Source organism: Novosphingobium sp. FG137 (assembly GCF_057809735.1).
On record NZ_JBMDKN010000009.1, the window covers coordinates 82,118 to 100,530 of the forward strand.

9 protein-coding genes are annotated in these 18,413 nt (G+C 65.8%); 7 read left to right on the plus strand and 2 right to left on the minus strand.

Going from position 1 to position 18,413, the window contains the following annotated elements; all coding sequences use genetic code 11:
• The first annotated feature begins 48 nt into the window (after positions 1–48).
• Entirely contained in the window at positions 49–369 is a 321-nt protein-coding gene (gene trxA / locus ACODS2_RS20975) for a thioredoxin (protein WP_298164423.1), read from the plus strand.
• Between the two features lie 74 nt (positions 370–443).
• Entirely contained in the window at positions 444–2,075 is a 1,632-nt protein-coding gene (locus ACODS2_RS20980; protein ID WP_489000496.1) for a M20/M25/M40 family metallo-hydrolase, read from the plus strand.
• A gap of 4 nt (positions 2,076–2,079) precedes the next feature.
• On the opposite strand, the gene ACODS2_RS20985 is transcribed toward ACODS2_RS20980, so the two are convergent.
• A complete protein-coding gene (locus ACODS2_RS20985; RefSeq protein ID WP_489000497.1) occupies positions 2,080–2,886 on the minus strand; it encodes an inositol monophosphatase family protein in 807 nt (268 codons plus the stop codon).
• Complete coding sequence (gene argJ / locus ACODS2_RS20990) at positions 2,883–4,109, minus strand: bifunctional glutamate N-acetyltransferase/amino-acid acetyltransferase ArgJ (RefSeq protein WP_489000498.1); 1,227 nt, start codon at positions 4,107–4,109, stop codon at positions 2,883–2,885. The genes ACODS2_RS20985 and argJ overlap by 4 nt, the downstream gene beginning before the upstream one ends.
• Positions 4,110–4,226: 117 nt before the next feature.
• On the opposite strand from argJ, the gene ACODS2_RS20995 reads away from it, so the two are divergent.
• The 5 genes from ACODS2_RS20995 (at position 4,227) to ACODS2_RS21015 (ending at position 18,273) form a co-directional block, all read left to right on the plus strand.
• Complete coding sequence (locus tag ACODS2_RS20995) at positions 4,227–4,490, plus strand: hypothetical protein (protein WP_298164431.1); 264 nt, start codon at positions 4,227–4,229, stop codon at positions 4,488–4,490.
• A 96-nt stretch (positions 4,491–4,586) separates the two neighbouring features.
• Positions 4,587–7,319 carry a preprotein translocase subunit SecA gene (gene secA, locus ACODS2_RS21000; RefSeq protein WP_489000499.1) on the plus strand — a complete coding sequence of 911 codons (2,733 nt, stop codon included), beginning with the start codon at positions 4,587–4,589 and terminating at the stop codon, positions 7,317–7,319.
• Between the two features lie 405 nt (positions 7,320–7,724).
• Positions 7,725–9,449: a ShlB/FhaC/HecB family hemolysin secretion/activation protein gene (locus ACODS2_RS21005; RefSeq protein ID WP_489000500.1), complete on the plus strand. Its 1,725-nt coding sequence runs from the start codon at positions 7,725–7,727 to the stop codon at positions 9,447–9,449.
• Positions 9,449–15,202 (plus strand): beta strand repeat-containing protein, encoded by a 5,754-nt coding sequence (locus tag ACODS2_RS21010; protein ID WP_489000501.1) that lies wholly within the window; start codon positions 9,449–9,451, stop codon positions 15,200–15,202. Before ACODS2_RS21005 ends, ACODS2_RS21010 begins: the two co-directional genes overlap by 1 nt.
• Entirely contained in the window at positions 15,199–18,273 is a 3,075-nt protein-coding gene (locus ACODS2_RS21015) for a CHAT domain-containing protein (protein ID WP_489000502.1), read from the plus strand. Before ACODS2_RS21010 ends, ACODS2_RS21015 begins: the two co-directional genes overlap by 4 nt.
• Positions 18,274–18,413: the final 140 nt, after the last annotated feature.

Here is an 18,413-nt window from a genome sequence, read left to right on the forward strand (position 1 = left end):
CGCGCCAGACCGCTTACATACCGAACCAACCCCAAGGAGTTTCCTGATATGGCCACCAAAGCCGTTACCGATGCCAGCTTCGCCGCCGATGTGCTCGGCTCCGACAAGCCCGTTCTCGTCGATTTCTGGGCGGACTGGTGTGGCCCCTGCAAGATGATCGCGCCTGCTCTGGAAGAGATTTCGGAAGAACTGGCCGACAAGGTTTCCATCGTGAAGATGGACATCATGGAAAACACCGGTGTTCCCGGCGAAATCGGCGTGCAGTCAATCCCGCTGATGGTGCTGTTCAAGGATGGCAAGCCGGTTGCCCAGAAGCTCGGTGCTGCGCCGAAAAGCCAGCTCAAGGGCTGGCTGGAAAGCGTTCTTTAAGACACCGGGTTGGCAAGGCGCGAGCGGGGTGCAAGACTGTACGTCTGCACCCCTGCTTCCGGAGCCCTACCCTGATGCCGACCCTTACTCATCGCCGCTTTGCCGTTCTGCTTGCGGCTGGCCTGCTTGCTTCTGCCGCGCCCCAAAGCGCACAGGCCGCGCCTGATGGCGAAAACGCTGCGATTGCCCGCATCATCGATGAAGGCATGAACCGCAGCGAGGCGATGACCACCGCCTCGGCACTGATGGACCGCATCGGGCCGCGCCTCACCAATTCCGAGAACCATCGCAAGGCGGAGAGCTGGGCGATGGAGCAGATGCGCAAGCAGGGGCTTGCCAATATCCATGTCGAGCCGTTCGATTTCGGGCTCGGATGGAATCTCGACAGCTATTCGGTGGCGATGGTCAGCCCGCGCGTGCTGCCGCTCACCGCGATCCCTGTGGCTTGGTCGCCGGCCACCGCCGGAACCGTGCGCGCGCCGGTCGTGATCGCGCCGATGTCGCGCGAGGAGCACTTTGCCGAGTGGAAGGGCAAGCTGGCCGGCAAGATCGTGCTGGTTTCGCTGCCCGGGCAGACGAGCGAGAGCAAGGGGCCGGTCTTCCAGCGCTATACCGACGCAGAGATTGCCGAACTCGATACCTATACCAAACCGGCGTTCGATCCTGACGCGACGGCGCTGCAAGTCCGCAATCGCCGCTTTCTGGGCAAGCTCGCCGCATTCCTCAAGGCCGAGGGCGCCGTGGCGCTGGTCAAGATGAGCTACCGCGATGGCAAGCTGATCCACGGCGAGGGCTATGATTTCCAGCCCGGCGATACCCTTGCGGTTCCGGCGATCGAACTGGCGCAGGAGGATTATCGCAGGCTGGTGCGCCTCGCCAAGACGGGCGCAGCGCCTGAAATCGCGATTTCCGTGGCAGCCCGCTACGACGAAAGCAACTTGCGCGCCGAGAACGTGGTGGCCGAGATCCCCGGCAGCGATCCCAAGGCCGGCTATGTTATGGCCGGTGCGCATTTCGATAGCTGGATCGCGGGTGACGGCGCCAATGACAACGGCGCGGGCAGCGTGACGGTGCTCGAGGCCGCGCGCCTGATCGCCAAGCTCGGTGTGAAGCCGAAGCGCACGATCCGCTTCGTGCTGTGGAGCGGCGAAGAGCAGGGCCTGCTGGGCAGCCGCGCCTATATCGAGCAGCACCTTGCGACCCGCCCGGTCGATCCCGCGCTCAAGGGCATCGATTCCTACGCTGCGTGGCGCAATGCGTTCCCGATCACGCCGAAGCCGGAATACAGCCAGCTCAAGGCCTACTTCAACATGGACAACGGCTCGGGTCGGTTCCGGGGCATCTACAGCGAGGGCAATCTCGGCGCGGAAAAGCTGCTCAAGGAATGGCTCAGCCCGTTCGATATGCTGGGTGCGGACAAGCTCGTCGTGAGCAAGACTGGCGGGACCGACCACGTGTTCATGCAGGCGATTGGCCTTCCCGGCTACCAGTTCATCCAGGACCCGTTGGACTATGACAGCCGCGTCCACCACTCCAATCTCGATACCGTGGACCACATGCGCGCCGACGACATGCGGCAGGCGGCGGTGATCATGGCGGGCATGCTGTGGCAGGCCGCCAACAGCGACAAGGAACTGCCGCGCGCCGTGCTGCCGAGCCAGCCTGCGCCGACTGATCCGTTCAAGGTGCGCGATCCTTCGCAGTAAACGCCTAGTCGGCGGCGCTGCTGCGCTTCACAAACTCTTCGAACAGCGCGGGTGAAGAGGCTGCAAACAGGCCTTTTTGCCCGTGCTGGTCGGTGCGGTAGGGTGAGCCATCCGGCCGCGCGGCCATGCCGCCCGCTTCGTTGACGAAGAGCACGCCGGCCGCGTGGTCCCACGGCAAGGTGCGTTCGAACACCGAGATATCGTTCACGCCCAGCACGAGGCGAGGATACTGTTCGGCTGCGCAGCGCGGGATATCGACAAGCGTGTACCAGGGTGCGATCCGAGCCTGCACGGCGGCGCGCTGGGCGGGATCGAGGAACACGGTGCTGATGGCGGCGATGGGCGGCGTCTGGCCGGTGGGGCGGGCCGTGATGCGTTCGCCGTTTACGAAGGCACCCTTGCCCTGATGCGCGATGCATAGCCGGTCTTGCAGCGGATCGTAAATCCACCCGCTTTGCGTCACGCCGCCATCGCTGAGCGCAAGAATGATGCCGAAGGGCGGCTTGCCGGCGGCGAAATTGTTGGTGCCGTCAACCGGATCGATAATCCAGCACAGCCCGCTGTCGAGCCGTTCGGAAAGCACCGGATCGGCATGTACCGCTTCCTCACCGACAATCGCGGCCTCGGGCAGGATCTGCGCAAGGCCCTCCGCAAGCATGACTTCCGCCTCGGTATCGGCAATCGTCACCATGTCGTTTGCCGCCTTGGCGATAACTTCATGCGCGGCGAGCGTCTGATAGCGCGGCAGGATCGCTTCGGCGGCAACGCGCCGCATCAGCGCGGCAACGGCGGTGTCCAGTGCAGCGCTCATGAGCGGTAATCGGCGTTGATCGCGATGTAGCCGTGAGTGAGATCGCAGGTCCACACGGTGGCACGGCCTTCGCCGAGGCCGAGATCGACCTCGATGGTGATCTCCTGCCCCTTGAGATGCGCCGCGACGGGCGCCTCGTCGTAATCAGCGAGTGGCTGCCCCTCGCGCGCGGCCCAGATGCCACCGAAGCCGATCGAGAGGCGGTCGCGGTCCGCTGGTTCGCCCGCCTTGCCGACCGCCATGACAACGCGGCCCCAATTGGCGTCCTCGCCGGCGATCGCGGTCTTGACCAGCGGCGAATTGGCAATGGCGAGGCCGACGCGGCGCGCGCTTTCGTCACTCACCGCGCCGCTGACGGTGACTGCGATAAACTTCTGCGCCCCTTCGCCATCACGCACCACAAGGTGCGCGAGCTGGCGGCAGACATCGTGGAGCGCGGCGGCAAAGGCATCGGCGCCGGGGCTGTCTGCCGAGGCGAGCGGAGTATTACCCGCAGCGCCGGTGGCGAAGGCCAGCACGGTGTCGCTGGTCGAGGTGTCGCTGTCGACGGTGATGCAGGAGAACGTGCGCTGGTTGGCATCCGACAGGCAGGCCTTCAGGAAAGCGGGATCAACCGCCGCATCGGTGAAGACATAGCCCAACATCGTCGCCATATCGGGCGCGATCATGCCCGAGCCCTTGATGATGGCGCTGAGCGTAACCTTGACGTCGCCGACCATGGCCGTGGCAGTCGCGCCCTTGGCGAACGTATCGGTGGTGCCGATGGTGTTGGCAGTCTCTTCCCACGAGCAGGGCTCAGCGAGCAGCGCGGCCTCGATCCCGGCGCGGGCCTTGTCCTTGGGCAGCGGCACGCCGATCACGCCAGTGGACGAGACGAACACCTCCTCACGCGCGCAGCCGAGGTGGCCTGCGACCTGCTCCATGATCGCCTCGACCGCCTCGCGCCCACGATATCCGGTGAAGGCGTTGGAATTGCCGGCATTGACCACCAGTGCCCGCGCGCGGCCCTGCGCGACGTTCTGGCGGCCGATCTCGACTTCTGACGAGCAGCAGACATTGCGCGTGAACACACCCGCAACTGCCGTGCCCTCAGTCAGTTCCACAAACGTCAGATCGCAGCGACCCCAGTCCTTGTACCCGGCGCGGGCGATGCGCGGGGTGGCACCGGCGATGGCCGGAAGCGCGGGGAAGGGCTGGGCGAGGGGAGAGCGATCATGGGCCATAGCTGCGGCCCTAGCGCGGGCGGCGGCGCGCTTCAATCGCTGTGGCAAGTGGCGCGGCTTGCAATAATTCTTCGCCGTGGAGGTGGACCTTCGCGGCAAATCGCCCTATCTGCGCCGATGATGCGGCTCCTGCTCGTCCTTCTTGCCCTTCTTTCCGGCCTCTCGCTTTCCGAGGTGGGGTTCTCTACTGCGCGTTCGGAAGTCGTGGGTGCGGCGGCTGGCACGGTGTTCGTGGCCAGTCAGGAGCGCAAGGCCGAAACGGGTCTCAGCAAGGCACAGCGGCCTGCGTGCGAACAGCGCACAATCCGCACTATGGTGCTCCCGGCTCTCGCGTTTATCCACGCGATCAGCATCAGCATCTGGGACCGTCCGCGCGAATAGCGCGCCGCGTTCGATACCAATCCCGCTCCGCCAACGCGCGGATGCCTGACCTGCGCGGCCATTTCGCGCACCCCATTTCACAACAGGAATCCAGCCATGCTCGGCAGCATTGCCAAGGCCATCTTCGGGTCGTCCAACGATCGTTACGTCAAGTCGCTCGACAAGATCGTGCGCGCCATCGCCGCTTATGAGCCCGAGATGCAGGCGCTCAGCGACGAGGAACTGCAGGGCCAGACGGCCAAGCTGCGCGCGCAGCTCGAAGCCGGCAAGACGCTCGACGACATCCTCCCCGAAGCCTTCGCCACCTGCCGCGAGGCTTCGCGCCGCGTGCTGGGCATGCGCCACTTCGACGTGCAGATGATCGGCGGCATCGTGCTCCACCGTGGCGAGATCGCGGAAATGCGCACGGGCGAGGGCAAGACGCTCGTGGCGACGCTCGCCTCCTACCTCAACGCGATCGAGGGCAAGGGCGTCCACGTCGTCACCGTCAACGACTATCTCGCCAAGCGCGACGCGGAATGGATGGGCCAGATCCACCGGTTCCTCGGCCTCACGGTGGGCGTGATCGTGCCCAACATGAACGAGTACGAGCGGCGGCAGGCCTATGAGGCCGATATCACCTACGCCACCAACAACGAGCTCGGCTTCGATTACCTGCGCGACAACATGAAGCACGAGCGCAGCCAGATGGTGCATCGCCCGTTCAATTTCGCCGTCGTCGACGAGGTGGACTCGATCCTGATCGACGAAGCACGTACACCGCTGATCATTTCTGGCCCTACCGACGACAAGAGTGAGCTCTATGTCTCGGTCGATGCGGTGGTGAAGCAGATCGATCCCTCGCTCTACGAGGCGGACGAGAAGACCAAGAACATCTCGCTGACGGAAGACGGGGTCGAGTGGGTCGAGCGCAAGCTCGAGGACGCCGGGCTGCTGGTCGGCTCGAACCTCTATGACGTCGAGAACACGATGGTGGTCCACCACCTCGATCAGGCGCTCAAGGCCAATGTCATGTTCAAACGTGACATCGACTACATCGTGAAGGACGACAAGGTCGTCATCATCGACGAGTTCACCGGCCGCATGATGGACGGGCGGCGCTGGTCGAACGGCCTGCACCAGGCGGTGGAAGCCAAGGAAGGCGTGCAGATCGAGCCCGAGAACCAGACGATGGCCTCGATCACCTTCCAGAACTACTTCCGCATGTATCCCAAGCTTTCGGGCATGACCGGCACCGCCGCGACCGAGGCACCGGAATTCTTCGACATCTACAAGATGAACGTCGTCACCATTCCGACCAACGTGCCGGTGCAGCGCCGCGACGAGGAAGACGAGTTCTACAAGAACACGACTGACAAGTTCCAGGCGATCGCCAAGCTGATCCGCGAGCGGTACGACAGCGGCCAGCCCGTGCTCGTCGGCACCGTGTCGATCGAGAAGTCGGAAATGCTGTCCGAATTCCTCAACAAGGAAGGCGTGAAGCACAACGTTCTGAACGCCCGCTTCCACGAGATGGAAGCGCATATCGTGGCGCAGGCCGGACGGCTTGGCGCGGTGACGATCGCCACCAACATGGCTGGGCGCGGCACCGACATCCAGCTCGGCGGCAATTCCGAGTTCCGCATCGAGGATGAGCTGCGCGATGTGCCCGAGGGGCCGGAACGCGAGGCGGGGATCGCCCGGATCAAGGCCGAAGTTGCCGAGGAAAAGGCCAAGGTGCTCGCCGCCGGGGGCCTTTGCGTGATCGGCACCGAACGGCACGAAAGCCGCCGCATCGACAACCAGCTGCGCGGTCGTTCGGGCCGTCAGGGTGACCCGGGCCTGTCGAAGTTCTACCTCTGCCTCGAGGACGACCTGCTGCGTATCTTCGGGCCGGACACGCTGTTTTCCCGCATGATGAACTCCAACCTTGCCGACGGCGAGGCGATCGGGTCGCGCTGGCTCTCCAAGGCGATCGAGACCGCGCAGAAGAAGGTCGAGGCGCGCAACTACGACGTGCGTAAGCAGGTTGTCGAATACGACAACGTGATGAACGACCAGCGCAAAGTGATCTACGAGCAGCGCGCCGACATCATGGACGCCGAGGCGGTGGATGACGTCGTGCTCGACATGCGCCAAGACACGATCAACGCCGTCGTTGCCGACGCCTGCCCGCCGGGGTCCTATCCCGAGCAGTGGAATGTTGCCAGCCTCGCAGAGCGCGTGGACCACGTGCTGGGTCTTGAATTGCCGCTCGACGCTTGGCTCGAGGAAGAAGGCCTGGAGCCCGAAACCATCGAGGAGCGTATCACTGCGCTCGCCGAGGCGAAGATGGCGGCCAAGCTGGAAACGGTCGATCCAGCATCGTGGCGCAATCTCGAGAAGTCGGTGTTGCTCGAGCGGCTCGACCACCACTGGAAGGAGCATCTCGCAACGCTCGATGCGCTGCGCCAGGTGGTGTTCTTGCGCGCCTATGCGCAAAAGACGCCGATCAACGAATACAAGCAGGAAGCCTTCGGTCTGTTCGAGAAGATGCTCGAAGTGATCCGCGAGGATGTGACCCGCATTCTCATGACGAGCGAAATCCGCATGGGGCCGCCTGAAGACTTCCAGCTGCCCGAACTGCCCGATTTCCTGACCAGCCATCTCGACCCGTTGACCGGAGACGACGATGCCCGTGCGGTGCCGACTGGACAGCTGTTCGGTACCTTCACGCCGCCGATGGCAGGCTCGGGCGCGCCTGCACCCGCAGGGACGGACCCCTATGCCGGGATGGACATCAGCCGCAATGCGCCCTGTCCGTGCGGTTCAGGCCAGAAGTACAAGCACTGCCACGGTACGCTGGCCTGATCGGGCGCACTTCCATCACGCGAGCACCTTCGTGTGATGGGGAAGAAGCCTGATCCAAAGACCTGTTATCGGACGATTTTGATCTGATGGCGGGAGGGCATGTTCCGCTTGATAGATGGCCCGGATGCGCCTTTGAAGGCGTGTTCGGGCAATATTAGGCCGCGAGCCGAGTCGATCCGGACACCGTTCCGCTTTGATGCAATCTTGAAAAAATTGTATTTAAAACAGTATCTTGGCTATGCCCTAAAGCGTTTGACTCGCGGTATTGCCGCTTGCTACGCGGAACTGAACCAGAACAGTGGGGCCGCGACGACCGCAGCAGGGAAGATTGGGGCCTCGATGACGGACGAGGGTGCGAGGGCCAGTAGACGAAGGGCAGGACCACAATGCGGTCTCTGGCTCACGTTGGCCTTTGCCGCATCGATCGGAAGCGGGCTGGTCGGCCTTCCCTCCAGCGCGCTCGCGCAAGTCAGTACACCATCGATTGCCGGACCTAGCCGGGATGAACTGGGCGGCATAACCCGTGCCCCGTCGGTGCAGGCTCCGCGTCTTACCGTGTCCGGCGGGATCGAACGATCGGGCTGCCCGCTTGCCGATCCGCAGTTCGCGAAAATCACCACGACGATCAGCGCCGTAACGTTCAACGGGCTCAAGGGCGCGACGGCGGCCGAGATGGAAGCGGCGTGGAAGCCGCTCGCCGGAACGCCGCAGCCGATTTCGGTGCTGTGCGAGATCCGTGACGCGGCAGCGACGATCCTCAGGAGCAAGGGCTACCTTGCGGCGGTGCAGGTGCCCGTGCAGCGGATCGAGAACGGTGAAGTGCGCCTCGAGGTGCTCTATGCCCGGGTCACCGCGATCCGCGCGCGGGGGGAGACACGCGGGGCCGAACGCAAGTTGATGGCCTATCTCGGCAGGCTGACCAGGGACGACATTTTCGATCGCAACAAGGCCGAGCGCTATCTGCTGCTGGCCCGCGATCTGCCAGGTTACAACGTGCAGCTCACGCTCCGCCCGGCCGGAACGGCTCCGGGTGATCTCATCGGTGAAGTAACCGTTCTTCGCCAAGCATTTGCCGCCGATTTCTCAGTACAGAACCTCGCTTCTGCGGCAACCGGGCGGTGGGGCGGCCAGTTGCGCGCACAGGCTTTCGGCATCACCGGCGCGGGCGATGCGACAACACTTTCCTACTATACCACCTCGGATTTCCGCGAGCAGCGCATCCTGCAGGCCAGCCATGAGTTCCGCCCCGGCAGCGAGGGCCTTCTTGTCGGTGCGTCGCTGACCTACGCTTGGACCAGGCCCGATCTGGGGCAGGCAACCGGCGGTGCTCCGCTGCAGGCGACGACGCTGCTTGCCAGCCTCTATGCCCGCTATCCGCTCGTCCGTTCGCAGGCCGGCGATGTTTGGCTGGGCGGCGGCTTCGATCTGCTCGATCAGGATACGACCCTCATTCTGCCGCTCAGCCGCGACCGGTTGCGGGTGCTCTGGGCCCGGCTCGACTTTGACCGGATGGACCTGACCCGGGCCGAACCGGCCTGGCGGATCGATGGCTCGCTGGAAGTCCGGCAGGGGCTGGCGGGTCTTGGTGCTTCGCTCTCCTGCCTCGGCGTCGCCTGTGGCAGCCAGGTGCCAACAAGCCGGTTTGATGCGTCGCCAGCGGCAACCGTGGTGCGCGCTGAGGTCGAGTACGAACGCGCGCTCGGCCGCTTCTCGCTCGTGGTTCATCCACGCGGACAGTATGCCTTCCGAAAAGTGCTTGGTTTCGAAGCCTTTGCGCCGGGAAATTATACCGTTGGGCGCGGTTATGATCCGGGGGCGATCACCGGCGATAGCGGGGTCGGTCTGTCGACCGAACTGCGCGGACCGCACCGTTCGATCGGTCGCGGCAACGGGCCGTTGGTGCAGCCGTTTGTTTTCGCCGATGCGGCGTGGGCGTGGGATCGCGGCGCCGGCAAGCCCCAGCGCCTGAGTTCGCTTGGCGGCGGGGTGCGGGCTGAACTCGGCAATCGCTTCCGGCTCGATGCCAGTCTGGCTGTCCCGCTTGACCGGGCAGGATTCATCGGCCGCAAGCCGGCGCCAAGGCTGCTGGTTTCGCTCACCACCCGTCTCGTGCCCTGGGGAGGCCGCTGATGCGCCTGAGGTTTGCCAGCGCTCCGTCCCTGCTGGCCATGGCGGCCATGCTGACCGCCGCGCCGATGGCGGCCCGTGCGCAATCGTTCAACGCGACGGGGACGATCGTCGCCGGTTTGGGTGACATTTCCGTAGCTCCGGGCACCACCACGGTTGCGACGGACTCGCCCAATGTGGTGATCAACTGGTCACCGAGCGACACGGCCAGCGGCGGCGGGCCGATCGATTTCCAGTCCGCAGGGACCAGCGCGCTGTTTTCCAACCGGGACGCGACTTCGCTGACGGTGCTCAACCGGATCCTGCCCAAGGATCTGACCCGCCCGATCACGTTCAATGGGACAGTGACGTCGCAGCTGATCGATCTCGCCACGGGCGCGGCGAGCCGGGGCGGGACGGTGTTCTTCTACAGCCCCGGCGGCATGCTGGTGTCTGCGACGGGCGTCTTCAACGTCGGCAATCTCGTGCTGACCACGTCTGATCTGAACTTCGATGCAGCCACCGGCGTTTTCGGAAATGCAGGCACCTACAAGTTCTTGCCAGCCAATGCTGGCAGCCGGGTTGAAATCCAGAAGGGCGCACGGATCACGGCCGGACCGAACAACGCCTACGTCGCGCTCATTGCGCCGCAAGTGATCAATTCGGGCTTGATCAACGTCGATGGCTCGGCGGTGATCGTGGCGGCGGACGCATCGACGATTACCTTCCGGCCCAATGGCCTGTTCGATATCCAGATCGACCAGGGCACGAGCACGACCGGCGAAGTCGTGACCAACGACGGTGTGATCACCGGGCCGGTGGCGAATGCCAACGCAGTCCACCGCGTCTACATGGTCGCCGTGCCCAAGAACGATGCCATCACCATGGCGATCAAGGGCGGCAGCGCGCTTGGCTTCGATGTGGCGGGGGCCGCAAACGTCGACGGCAATGCCATCGTGCTGTCTGCCGGATACAACATCGCGAACGGCCTCATCGATACCGTGCGCGCCAAGGCGAGTGCGGCTGTTCCGGCTGCGCTCGAAATCGGTGCGATCACCGGGACTTCGCAGGTTACCGGCAAAGCCACCGGTCAGGCCTCGCTTGTGGTCGATGGCGGCAATGCCGCGAGCTTTGCGTCCAATCTCTCGCTGTCAGGGGTGCAGGATCCCGCAGCGGCCTCCAACGACGGCGCCTTCATTTCGGTCGGCGGCATTGGCTCGACCCTCGATGTGACAGGCAATCTGGAACTGACGGCGCTCGACGGGGGGCAGGCTACAGGAAGTTTCTCGACCGACAGCGGCAATGCGGTGATCACTGTCGATCAGGGCAGCCTTACTGTTGGCGGCGCTGCCTCGATCAGCAGTGCGCGCGCTCCTCTCGTCGAAGTCGATACGCTTGCCGGCAGCGCCGCGCTAACCGCCCGAGGCGGCGCAGTAGTCAATATCGGCAGCGATCTCTCGATCAATGCCAGCGGGATCGGCAAGAGCACCGACGCCGCCTCAAACCTGGGTCCCACTTCGGCGAAGGGCGGTACGGCGCAGCTATCGCTCGAAGGCGGATCGAACGTCACCGTCGGCCGCGATCTTGTGCTCGATGCCTCGGGAGCGGGGGGTAGCGCTTTCCTCAACGACTTTGCCGGTGCGAATGGAGCCGGCGGACAAGCCATCATCGAGGGCAAGGCGAACGGGGGCGTGCTCGAGGTCACCGGCGTGACCACGCTCGATGCGCGCGGCATCGGCGGCATTGGCCAGCGCTGCATTGCTTGCACGGTCGAGGGCGGCACGGGTTCAGGCGGCAATGCCAGCATCCTGGCTGCTGCGGGTACGAATTTCCGGTTCGGCGATGTCGTCTTGGTCGATGCCACGGGCCAGGGCGGTGCGGCAGCGGCTACCTTCGGCAAGGATGGCGGGGCCGGGCTGGGCGGAACCGCGGCGGTCCGCTCTACAGGTGGTGCGGTCACATTCGTGCAGAGCCTCGATGTTCTGGCCGATGGTCGGGGCGGTGCGGGCGCGACTGTCAATTCGGTCCTTTCGGGCGCGACCGGTTCCGGCGGAACCGGCGGTAGCGGCATCGGTGGTACAGCAAGCATTGCGGCAGGCGATGCCGTGACCCTTGGCGCTGGCGGCAGCATCGGGATCGCCGGGGCAACTGCGATATCGGCAGCCGGCACGGGTGGTGATGGCGGAAATGGCGGTGCAGGCAATGGCGGCACAGCAGCACTCACCGCGCGCAATGGCGCGGCCAATGGCACCGGTCTCTCCGTCAGGGCTAATGGCACCGGCGGATCGGGCGGCAACGGCGGCATTGGCGGCGCAGGAACCGGCGGCAGCGCCGATGTGATCGGTTTCGCTGCCCTTGAAGGCGGTGCGACCCTGAGCTTTGGCGATACCCTGATCGACGCGCGCGGACGTGGCGGCGCGGGCGGTGCGCCCACCTTGTTCCCGGACGATGGCGGCGCGGGCGGCAGCGGCACAGGCGGGCAGGCGCGCGCGCTGGCGCAGGCCGGCAACGCCGATCTCGCGCTTGTCGGTACCACTGTGACGGCAAATGGCATCGGCGGCAGTGGCGGCACGGGTGGGAGTTCGATCAGCGGTGGTCCGGGTGGCACTGGCGGTTCTGGCGGCAATGGTCGTGGCGGTTCGGCAACGCTGGGCGTGATCGCCGGAGCTGCTGCTGTTGCGTCCACCGGTTCTGCCAGTTTTGCCGCGTCCGGCGTTTCCGCGAACGGGATCGGCGGGGCAGGCGGCGCGGGCGGGATCGGCCAATCAGCGTCAATCGACGGCAACGGCGGCAATGCGGTGGGTGGAACTGCAACCATCACGGCCGAGGCGGGTGTCCTCAACTTGAGCGGCTCGATCCAGGGCCAGGCCGATGCCACGGGCGGCAACAGCGGTTTCAGCACCGGCGGCATTGCGCAAGTTGGCGGCACCGCCGATGCTGGCGATCTGCGCGGGGTCCGGCTGCTGATCGGTACCGGACAGATATCCGGCCAGACCATGACGTTCAGCGCCAATGCGACTGGTGGCACGGGGGCGACAGCGGGAACGGCGTCCATTCTGGGCCATCCGCTGACGTGGCTGCTGGGCGGCGGGTCGATCAATGCCAGCAGCCTCAGCTTCACCAGCGCGGGCTCGGCGGCAGCGGGAGCACCGGCCTCGATCATCGCGCTGGCGGGCGGCAATTCCGTGCTGACCGGCGATTTCACCTTCAACACACCGGCCGACCTGACCGCCACGCTCGACGGGGCCGATGTCTCCACCGTGTCCGCCACGATCTCCGCCGGGAACTGGTTGCCCGCTGCTGCCCCCGCAGGCACCGTCGGCACGCTTTCGGGCACGACATCGGTCAGCCTGACTACCGGCGGGCACCTGTTTGCACATATGTCGGCACGCAGCGGCGGCGCGCTTACGGTCGCCGCGCCGGGCCTTGTTCGCCTCGATGATCTGACGTCGCTCGGCGCTGTCGGCGTAGCGGCGGGCACGACCGTTTCACTCGGTGCGATCCGTTCCGGCGGGGACGCGACGGTCGATGCGCCGGGCAACATCAGTGTGGGCACTGTTTCCGCCGTTGGCGCGGCCCTGCTCACATCGGGCGCGGTGTTGACGACCGGTGCGGTGACGGCGGGGCAGCGGGTTGCCCTCAGCGGCGCGACGTCGGTTGCAGCGGGCGGTGCTATCCAGGCCGGTGACAGCGTGCAACTCGTCTCGGACGGGACAGTGAGCGCGTCGTCCGTTTCGGCGGGGCTGGTCAGCCCATCCGCCCTATCTGGCGCGACTTACGGGATTACGGTGCGCGGCCTCGATGGCGTAACGCTCGGCAATCTGGCTGCTGCGCGCGATATCGTGCTGCTCTCCCCCCGGGCGATCACCACGGGTTCGCTGGCCGGGCGGGAGATCGTTGCCCTTGGCGGCGGGGCGCAATCGCTCGGGGCGATCACCGCATCGGGACGCGTGCTGCTGGCCGACTACGAGATGTTCGGCATCGGCGGCAATCCGCTCAGCGACTATAATCTTGATGCGGTGCTGACCGCACAGCCTCTGCCAGCACGCGCATCGATCACGGTGACAGGCGCGATCAACGCCGGTGCGCTGACGGCGGTGTCGCTTGGCGACGTCTCGGTCAGGAACGTGACCACGAAGCGGGCGCTTCCGGCGAGTGGCGCGATCACTCTGCAAGCGGGCGGCGCACTGGCCGCCGGAGCGCTTGTTGCTGACAACCGGATCGACCTGACATCCGGCACGACCATGGACGTCACCTCGGCGAATGCGGGTGATTCCCTGTCGCTCGATTCGGTCGGTGCGCTCACGGCGGGCAATCTTGCCGGTGGTGCGGGCATCAACGTGAAGGGCGGCGCGGCTGTCAACGTGGCGGGCTCGGTCAATGCTACCGGCGGTTCGATCTCGGTGAATGCAGTTGGCAATCTGACCGGCGGAGCGATGTCATCTGCGGGTACGATCACGCTCGACAGCAACGGTGGCAGCATTGCTGTGGGCGATCTCGATGCCGGCAGCACTGTCCTCATCGGTGCAGCAGGTGATCTGCGGACCGGGAACGTCAGCGCGAAGGGCATCCTTGTCGATGCGGGCGGCATGGTTCGGCTCGGCGGATTGTGGCAATCGCCTTCGATCGAACTGCGCGCCGGCGATCTCGATATGCCGGCAGGGTCTGGCCTCAACGCGGGCATTTCGGGCACCATCACGCTTGTCTCGCGCAATGCGGCGGGCCTGCGCATCGGCGATGGGCTTGATGGCAGCGTGATGCCGAGCAGCGGCTTCACCATCGACAACGCCGAATGGAGCCGGATCAACAGCGGTTCGCTCAGCGTGTTTGCGCCGGATATCGCCGGGCCGGTGGATATCCTGATTGGCAAGCTGGACGTGACCGGCCCCGATGCGGGCAGCACCATCGATGATCCGCTCGGCTCCGTGCAATTCAGGACCGGCGGGTCGGTGGCCGGTGCGCCCAGCGGGACGATCCGCGTTGCCGGGGCGCTCAGGGTCGCCGGCTTCAGGGCGAGCAATGCGCTGGTGTTCCGCACCGGCCAGTTCCAGCTCGCGTCCGATACCGGCAGCCTCACCGTGCTGGGCAAGGGCGACACGGCGACCGGCACGCTGCAGATCGAGGCGCGGGATATCCACGTGGCGGCAACGCCGCTCCTGGCGCAGCTTGCCGCCGATCCGTTCTTCTCCGGGGTCGAACCTGCGCTCGACAATGTGAGCGCGGGGAGCAGCGGGCCTGTGCTCAGGGCCGGGGCGCTTGATTTCACCGTGGGCCGCAGTTTCTACATCCAGCGCACGGGAAGCGGCTTCGATCCGCTGGGCTTTGAGGAACCGCTCGACGGCTTCAAGGTCACATCGGCAGGCGCAAGCCCGATTGCGGTGATCATCAATGGCACCTTCCGCGCTGCGACAGGCCTCATTGGCGGGCCGCAGGCGTGGTTGCAGTTCAAGCAGAGCGGTTTCAATTTCTCGGGCTTCACGGCCGATAGCCGCCTCAATGGTTGCCTGCTCACGGCGGCGACGTGCGGTCTCGATAGCCGTGGTCTGCCCGATCCCGGCATTCGCACCGTGATTGAGGGTGTCGGCACGCCCGCAATCGGTGATACGCCGCCCGATCCGGAGGGGCCGCAGCCGAAGGTCCAGTCGGCCATCCTGCCGCCGCCCTTGCTGCTCCCCATCCAGCCTGACGCGCTGCCCGGCCAGGTCGACGAAGCGATTGCCGGTAGCGGTAATCCGGCGCTGATTGGTGGCTCCGTACCCGAGGGGGCCCGGCCGTGAAGCGTGCGATCGGCTTGCTCGCCTCGCTGGCTGCGTTCGCCGGCACTTTGGCCCCCGCCGATCTTGCCGCGCGCGAGGTGCCGATCTCGGTCCGCAGCACCTTCCGGCTCGGCTCTGCGGGGGTGATCTGCAGCGCCCAGATCGCTCCGCGTGATCCGCGCCTCAGCGGCATGTTCGACCGCGGCTATACGATTTCGTGCCGCGATGCCGCCGGCCCGGTGGGGACGCTCATTGCCGTGCGCCACGCCTTCCCGATCGATGCCACGCCCTTAAACGGCGTTCCCGCCTCAGCAGGGCCTCAGCGCGCGTGCGGTGCGCCGGGGGGCGCAGTGATCGAGGCGCTCGGCAATGCCAAGGCGATGATCTGCCGCGATCCGGCCAGCGGGCTTGACTATCGGCGCTATGCCCTGGTGCGCGGGGATACCAGCTATTTCGTCGAAGGCCTTGCTGCCTACGATGCGGCGCTGCGCCTTGCGCTGGCCAGCGTGGTGTTGAACAAGGCGGTGCCGGGCGAGATCAAGGTGGCCACCACCGAAGTCACCGACGCGGCGGCCTTCGCGCGGCTGCAGGCGGGCCTGCTCGATCCGCTGGGGGTGCGCGGGGAAGGATATCTGCGCAACAACGGCAGCAGCTTTGCCGAATCCGCCGCGTTCTTCGAAGTCCTCGCGGAGAAGGCGCGGAGCCGCAAGGGCGAGCAGGCCGAGATGGCCGAGGCGCTCGCCAACGAGGGGCTTCAGCAGTCCAATCTTGGCAATTTCGATACGGCTGCACGCCTATTCGGCGAAAGCGAACGGGCGCAGCTTTCGGGCGATGGCCTCGGTCAGCGGCTGCTGCGCAACTATCGCGCGCTCGATCAGCTCAACCAGCGCCGCCCCGATGCAGCGGCGGCCGAACTGGCAAAGCCCGTCGATCCGGTCAACGCCGTGTTCAACAGCACGAAGCTGGCGGACGGCGAGATCAATCTGCCTTTGTCAGACGCCTTGAACCGCGAAAGCAGCGCCGCCCGCCGCATGGGCGCGCCCGATCCTTCGCTCACGCGTGCGGAAAAGGCTGAGATCCTCGATGGACAGGCCGTCGCCATCGCCGCCACCGCAGCACGCATGGCGGGCCGCGCCGATGATGCCGCCGCCGGTTTCGCCAAGGCGCGCGAGCGGCTAGGGGCGGTGCGCGGCGGCCAGGTTGCCTCGATCATCTGGCTTTCGGCCGAGATCGATATCGAGATGGCCGGGATTGCCGGGGCGGCTGGGCGAAGGAGCGAAGCCGATGCCGGCTATGACCGCGCGATTGCGGCGCTGGAGGCTACGTATCCCGCTTCGCCGGCGGTGCTTTCGGCCCAGGCGCGCAAGGCGGCTTTCCTGCTTGCGGCTGGTGATCGTGCAGCGGCTGCCAAGCTGTTTGGCGCGGTGGTCGAGGAAAGCGCTGCCGTCCCGGACAGCGGAACCATCTTGCGCGACCTGTTGGCGCCCTACTTTGCCTTGCTGGCGGGCGAGGGGGTCGAACCCTCTTCCCGCGCCTCCGCCGCTTTTGCCGCCGCGCAAGTGCTCGAACGCCCCGGCGTTGCGCAAACCCAGGCGATTCTTGCGCGCCAGCTGGCCGAAGGCAACGATGCGGCTGCGGCGCTGTTCCGCCTGTCGCTCGCCCGCAGCCGCGATATCGCGCGCGCAGAGGGCGAAGTCGCCCGGCTCGGTGCGCTGGCCAATCCAGCCGCCGCCGAAATGGCCGAACTCGGTTCGCAGCAGGAAGCGCTGGCGCTCCTGCGCCGTGAACAGACCGAAATCCTCGCCAAACTGGCCGCCTATCCGCGCTACACCGCGCTTGCGCCCAAGCGCGTGTCGCTGGCCGAGCTGCAGGCCGCGCTCAAATCCGGCGAGGCCTACTACAAGCTTGTTGCGGTCGGGCAGGACCTCTACGGCCTCTACGCGACAGCCGGATCGGCCCGTCTCTATGCCCTGCCGCTGACACGCAGTGAAATGGCGCGTGACGTGCAGAAGATCCGCAACAGCATCGTCACCATCGAGAACGGCAAGGCGGTCAATCGGCCCTTCGATCTTGATCGGTCGCGCAGCCTTTACAAGGCGCTGTTCGGCCCGGTCGATGCGGAGCTGGGCGGGGTGCGCCACCTCGTATTCGAGCCTGATGCGGCGATGCTCCAGTTGCCGCCCGCTGTGCTGGTGACGGCGGACGCCGGGATCGCGGCCTACAAGGCCCGCACGGTCGATATCGATGCCGATGCCTTCGATTTTACCGGCATCGCGTGGTTCGGGCGGGGGCGCGCCATTTCCATCGCCGTCAGTCCGCGCGCTTTCCTCGATCTCAGAGCCCTTACGCCCTCCACCGCGCGGCGGCCCTATCTGGGGCTGGGCAGCAACGCCGCCCCGCAGCAGCGACCGGTCACTGCCGTGGCGGACAGCTGCGATTGGCCGCTGGCGGTCTGGCAGCGTCCGGTAAAGCCCGATGAATTGCTGTTTGCGGCCAAGGCGCTCGGCAGCATGAGCGTGGTGAAGACGGGCAGCAGCTTCACCGACACCGGCCTCCTCGCCGATCCGTCGCTTGATCAGTACCGCGTGCTCCATTTTGCAACGCACGGCCTCGTTTCCGTGCCGCGCAAGGACTGCCCGGCCCGCCCGGCGCTGGTGACGAGCTTTGCCGCCAAGGGCTCGGACGGGTTGCTGAGTTTCCGCGAGATTTTCGATCTCAAACTCGATGCCGATCTCGTGATCCTCTCGGCCTGCGATACGGCTGGCATGGCCACTGTCGCCGCGAGCCGCGAGGCGGGCGTGACGACCGGCGGCAACTATGCGCTTGATGGACTCGTGCGCGCCTTTACCGGCGCAGGGGCCCGCGCGGTAATTGCCAGCCATTGGCCGGTGCCCGATGATTTCAACGCGACCCGGCGGCTGATCGGCGGTCTCATTGCAGGCAAGGCCGGAAATTCGGTCGGCGATGCGCTGGCCGGGGCCGAGGCGGCCCTGATGGATGATCCGCAGACCTCGCACCCGTTCTACTGGGCTGCCTTCGTCGTGGTGGGCGACGCTGCCAAGCCTGCTGTGGCTGCGGCAACACTGCGCTGAGCGATCATCCGGGGGGTAACGGCTTTAGGGGCTGGACCAAATCCCTTCGCTGTTGCACAATGAACTTGTGAGATGAGGTCATGCCTGCGAGTCATGGCCTTGCTCATCAGGATCGGTTCGGGCCGTCATGGCCTTCGCAA